The sequence below is a fragment of the Pseudomonas sp. NPDC098747 genome (assembly GCF_044760045.1).
In the GTDB taxonomy this organism is placed as follows: Bacteria; Pseudomonadota; Gammaproteobacteria; order Pseudomonadales; family Pseudomonadaceae; genus Aquipseudomonas.
Window position 1 is genome coordinate 229,868 of record NZ_JBIWAL010000004.1, and the last position, 4,121, is coordinate 233,988.

The 4,121-nt window shown below is 57.5% G+C and carries 4 protein-coding genes; 1 reads left to right on the forward strand and 3 read right to left on the reverse strand.

The genetic code is table 11. From position 1 onward, the window contains the following. A partial coding sequence (locus ACIQVE_RS04320) for a redoxin domain-containing protein (RefSeq protein WP_402804893.1) occupies window positions 1–325 on the reverse strand: 325 nt, incomplete at its 3' end. 138 nt (window positions 326–463) lie between these two features. After that, the gene (locus ACIQVE_RS04325) at window positions 464–1,402 is read right to left on the reverse strand and encodes a site-specific integrase (protein WP_402804894.1); all 939 of its coding nucleotides are present in this window, start codon (window positions 1,400–1,402) and stop codon (window positions 464–466) included. A gap of 177 nt (window positions 1,403–1,579) precedes the next feature. On the opposite strand from ACIQVE_RS04325, the gene ACIQVE_RS04330 reads away from it, so the two are divergent. Further along, window positions 1,580–2,596, forward strand: a complete 1,017-nt coding sequence (locus ACIQVE_RS04330) for a DNA-binding protein (RefSeq protein WP_402804896.1) — start codon at window positions 1,580–1,582, stop codon at window positions 2,594–2,596. Here ACIQVE_RS04330 and gorA read toward each other — a convergent pair. After that, window positions 2,593–3,951, reverse strand: a complete 1,359-nt coding sequence (gorA, locus tag ACIQVE_RS04335) for a glutathione-disulfide reductase (protein ID WP_402804898.1) — start codon at window positions 3,949–3,951, stop codon at window positions 2,593–2,595. The two genes, ACIQVE_RS04330 and gorA, sit on opposite strands and share 4 nt — an antisense overlap. Window positions 3,952–4,121 lie beyond the last annotated feature (170 nt).

Consider the following 4,121-nt stretch of genomic DNA (forward strand, 5'->3'; position numbering starts at 1 on the left):
CGAAGTTGCGGGAGATGACCTGAGTCGGGTCGCCGATCATGGTGTACTGGATTTTGCCGATGGCTGGCGAAGTGTTGTGCCAGGCAGCGTGAGCAAAGTGGGTATCGGTGGAAACGCTGTAGATCTCTACACCGAGTTTCTTGAATTCAGCGTAGTTGTCAGCCAGGTCTTCCAACTCGGTTGGGCAAACGAAGGTGAAGTCGGCTGGGTAGAAGAACACTACCGACCACTTGCCTTTCAGGTCAGCGTCCGAGACTTGAACGAAGTCGCCGTTTTTGAACGCGGTAGCTTTGAACGGTTTTACTTGGCTGTTGATGATAGGCATTGATGACTCTCCGTCAGGGGTTATGAAGTTGATGGGGTGAATCCTACCCACTCACTCGACGGATGGCTCATTGGCAAACCTGATGCTGCTGATTTGTTTTCGCTATTAGCGGACTGTATTAATAGAAGAAAACGATCTCTAGGGCGACAGTGGTTTTTCCGTAACCCGAGCCATCCCCTGGAATGGGCTGGCCTCGACATAGCGCATGGCTGACTTCATATCCTTCCAGCCGACGTAACTCATCAGCGATTTCAAATCCCAGCCGCTTTGATGCGCCCATGTTGCAAAGCCCCGGCGCAATGAGTGACTGGTGTAGCGGTCGGCAGCAATCCCGGCACGCTCCAGTGCCTGACGCAATAACGGAATGATGCTGTTGGCGTGCAGGCCCTCCTCGTTCAGATTGCCCCAGCGGTCGATGCTGCGAAAAACCGGGCCGCGCACGAGCGCCGCTTCGTTGATCCAGTCGATGTAAGCCTGCACCGGACACAGCTTGAGCAGTGCCGGAGTCTGGTAAGTCTGACCGAGGTTTTCCCGATCACCCTTGCTGCGCGGCAGATACAAGGTAATGCCGCTGCCGGCGTGCGCCTGCACGTGCTCGATCTGCAAGCGACACAGTTCATCGCTGCGAAAGCCGCGCCAGAAGCCCAGAAGAATCAGCGCGCGATCACGATAAGCCTTGAGCAGCGACGGACGATCCTGCTGCGCCTTCGCAGCCAGAGCTTCCTGTTCCAGCCAATCGATGACTCTCTCCAAATCCTGTAACTGCAAAGGCTCGGCCTGCTTTTCTTGCGCGGGATGCAGAGCCCGAATGCCTTTGAACACTTTGCGCACCACGGGCGCTTTCGTCGGGTCGGCAAAACCCTGGCTGTTGTGCCACTGCGCCAGCGCCGACAGACGCAGCTTCAGCGTGTTAATCGCCAGCACGCCGGCATGCTCCACCAGATATCGCGCAACGCTGTCGGCTGTAGCCGGCAGAAACCCACCCCAGGTTATTTCGAAATGCTCGATGGCGGCGCGATAGCTGCGACGGGTGTTGTCACGGGTGGCGGCTTGCAGGTAGCGATCCAGATCGCTCATGGGCTGTTTTCTCGCTGGCGTACTGATTCAAGGGTGTTCAAGCGCATTTTGCCGCCTGACACTGGGTAATACCAGTATATCCCGCCTCTAAAATATCAAAGATTTAACTTTATAATCAGCATGGTACACTGCGTACTTGAGTGGCATGTACCACAGTACGTAAACGTAGGAGTTCACATGGCCCGTGGCGGCATTACCAAAGCACTGGTTCAGATCGCGCGCACAGCAATTCTGGCCCGCGGCGAACACCCGAGCATCGATGCAGTACGCATTGAAATGGGTAACACCGGCTCGAAAACCACGATCCATCGCTATCTGAAAGAGCTGGATGACGGCGCTCAGCCGATCAAAGCGTCGGCAGAGCCCATTGATGACGAACTGACCGCACTGGTTTCGCGCCTTGCTCAGCGCCTTAAAGAACAGGCGCAAGAACCTATCGAACAGGCTCGCGAGCAGTTTGAGGAGCAACGCGAGGCACTCGAATCCGAACTGAAACAGGTTCGCCAGGCTCTTGAGCAACTGGAGCACCAGCACCAGATTCAAGGCGCGGCACTGGAGCGCGAATCGGAAGCGTTGGGCAATACCCGCTCAATGCTGCAAACCGAACAAACCCGCAATGCCGGCCTGAATCAGGCATTGGCCGATTTTGAATTGCGCTTGCAGGACAAGGACGAGCAGATCCGCTCGCTGGAAGAAAAGCACCTGCATGCCCGCGATGCACTGGAGCACTACCGTAACGCCACAAAGGAACAACGCGAGCAGGAACAGAGCCGCCACGAAGGGCAAGTGCAGCAAATTCAGGCGGAGCTGCGTCAGGCCCAGCAAAGCGCGCTGGTGCGACAGGATGAAATTACCCAACTGCATCGCGACAACGAACGCTTGCTCACCGAGAACCGCGGCACTCAACGCGAACTCAGCCTGACGCAAGACCAGCTCAAGCACAGCAACCAGCGCCAGGATCAATTGCTGGAGCAAGCCACGCGCGTTGACAGCGAGCGCACCCTCCTCCAGGAACGTCTGCGTGTGGCAGCGCTGGAAAGCCAGGCGCTCAAGCAGAACGTCGAAGAGCAGACGCTGCTGAATCAGTCATTGGAAAAGGAATTGACCAAGGCTCAAGCGAGCCTGGAAGACAGCCTGCGTCTGGCGGCTACCGTTACGGCAGCGCCAGACTCAGCCAAACCGAAAGACGCTTAAGCGCCGACCGGTGTACGCATGGTGACAAACTCTTCGGCGGCCGTCGGGTGCACCCCGATCGTGTCGTCGAAGTCGCGCTTGGTTGCGCCAGCCTTCAGCGCAATCGCCAGGCCCTGGACGATTTCGCCCGCGTCCGGACCGACCATGTGGCAGCCGAGAACCTTATCGGTCTTGCCGTCGACCACCAGCTTCATCAGCGTTTTCTCCTGACATTCAGTCAGGGTCAGCTTCATCGGCCGGAAACGGCTCTCGAAGATCACCACATCATGACCCGCTTCGCGCGCCTCTTCTTCGGTCAAGCCGACAGTGCCGATGTTCGGCAGGCTGAACACTGCTGTCGCGATCATCTTGTAATCCACCGGACGGTATTGCTCCGGTTTGAACAGACGCCGCGCCACCGCCATGCCCTCGGCCAATGCCACTGGCGTCAGCTGCACACGACCAATGACATCGCCCAACGCCAGAATCGACGGCTCAATGGTCTGGTATTGCTCGTCAACCTTGATGAAGCCTTTGTCGGTGAGCTGGACATCGGTGTTTTCCAGGCCCAGGTTGTCCAGCATCGGACGGCGACCGGTCGCGTAGAAAATGCAATCGGCCTCCAGCACTCGGCCATCCTTGAGGGTGGCTTTCAGGCTGCCGTCAGCCTGTTTGTCGATGCGGGCGATGTCGGCGTTGAATTGCAGGTCCATGCCGCGCTTGGTCAGTTCTTCCTGCAAGTGCTTGCGCACCGCACCGTCAAAGCCGCGCAGGAACAGGTCGCCGCGATACAGCAATGTCGTGTTCGCGCCAAGGCCGTGGAAGATCCCGGCAAACTCGACCGCGATGTAACCACCACCCACGACCAATACGCGCTTGGGCAGCTCTTTGAGGAAGAACGCCTCATTGGAACCGATCGCATGCTCATGCCCCGGAATCTCCGGAATATGTGGCCAGCCACCGGTGGCGATCAGGATATTTTTTGCAGTGAAGCGCTCACCATTGACTTCGACTTCATGCGGACCAACGATCTTCGCGTGAGCCTCGTGCAGGGTCACGCCGCTGTTCACCAGCAGATTGCGATAAATGCCGTTGAGGCGATTGATCTCGCGATCCTTGTTGGCGATCAGCGTCGCCCAATCGAAATTCGCCTCACCCAGGCTCCAGCCAAAACCGGACGCCTGCTCAAAGTCTTCAGCGAAATGCGCGCCGTAAACCAGCAGCTTCTTCGGCACGCAGCCAACGTTGACGCAGGTCCCGCCCAGATAACGGCTTTCAGCCACCGCTACTTTCGCACCGAAACCAGCAGCAAACCGCGCAGCCCGCACACCACCGGAACCGGCACCAATCACATAAAGGTCAAAATCGTAGGCCATTTCTATCTCCTCGGCAGGGGATCAGCATACCTGCAGCCATCCATTGGGCAAGCGCTGCCACCCATATAAGGGCTGTGTCTAGTCCTGAAATAGGTTTACACCTTTTTCACCCCAACGCCCGATGCACCGCGTCGGGCGTTTTGTATTTTAAGGACAGGTGCGGTCGCTCC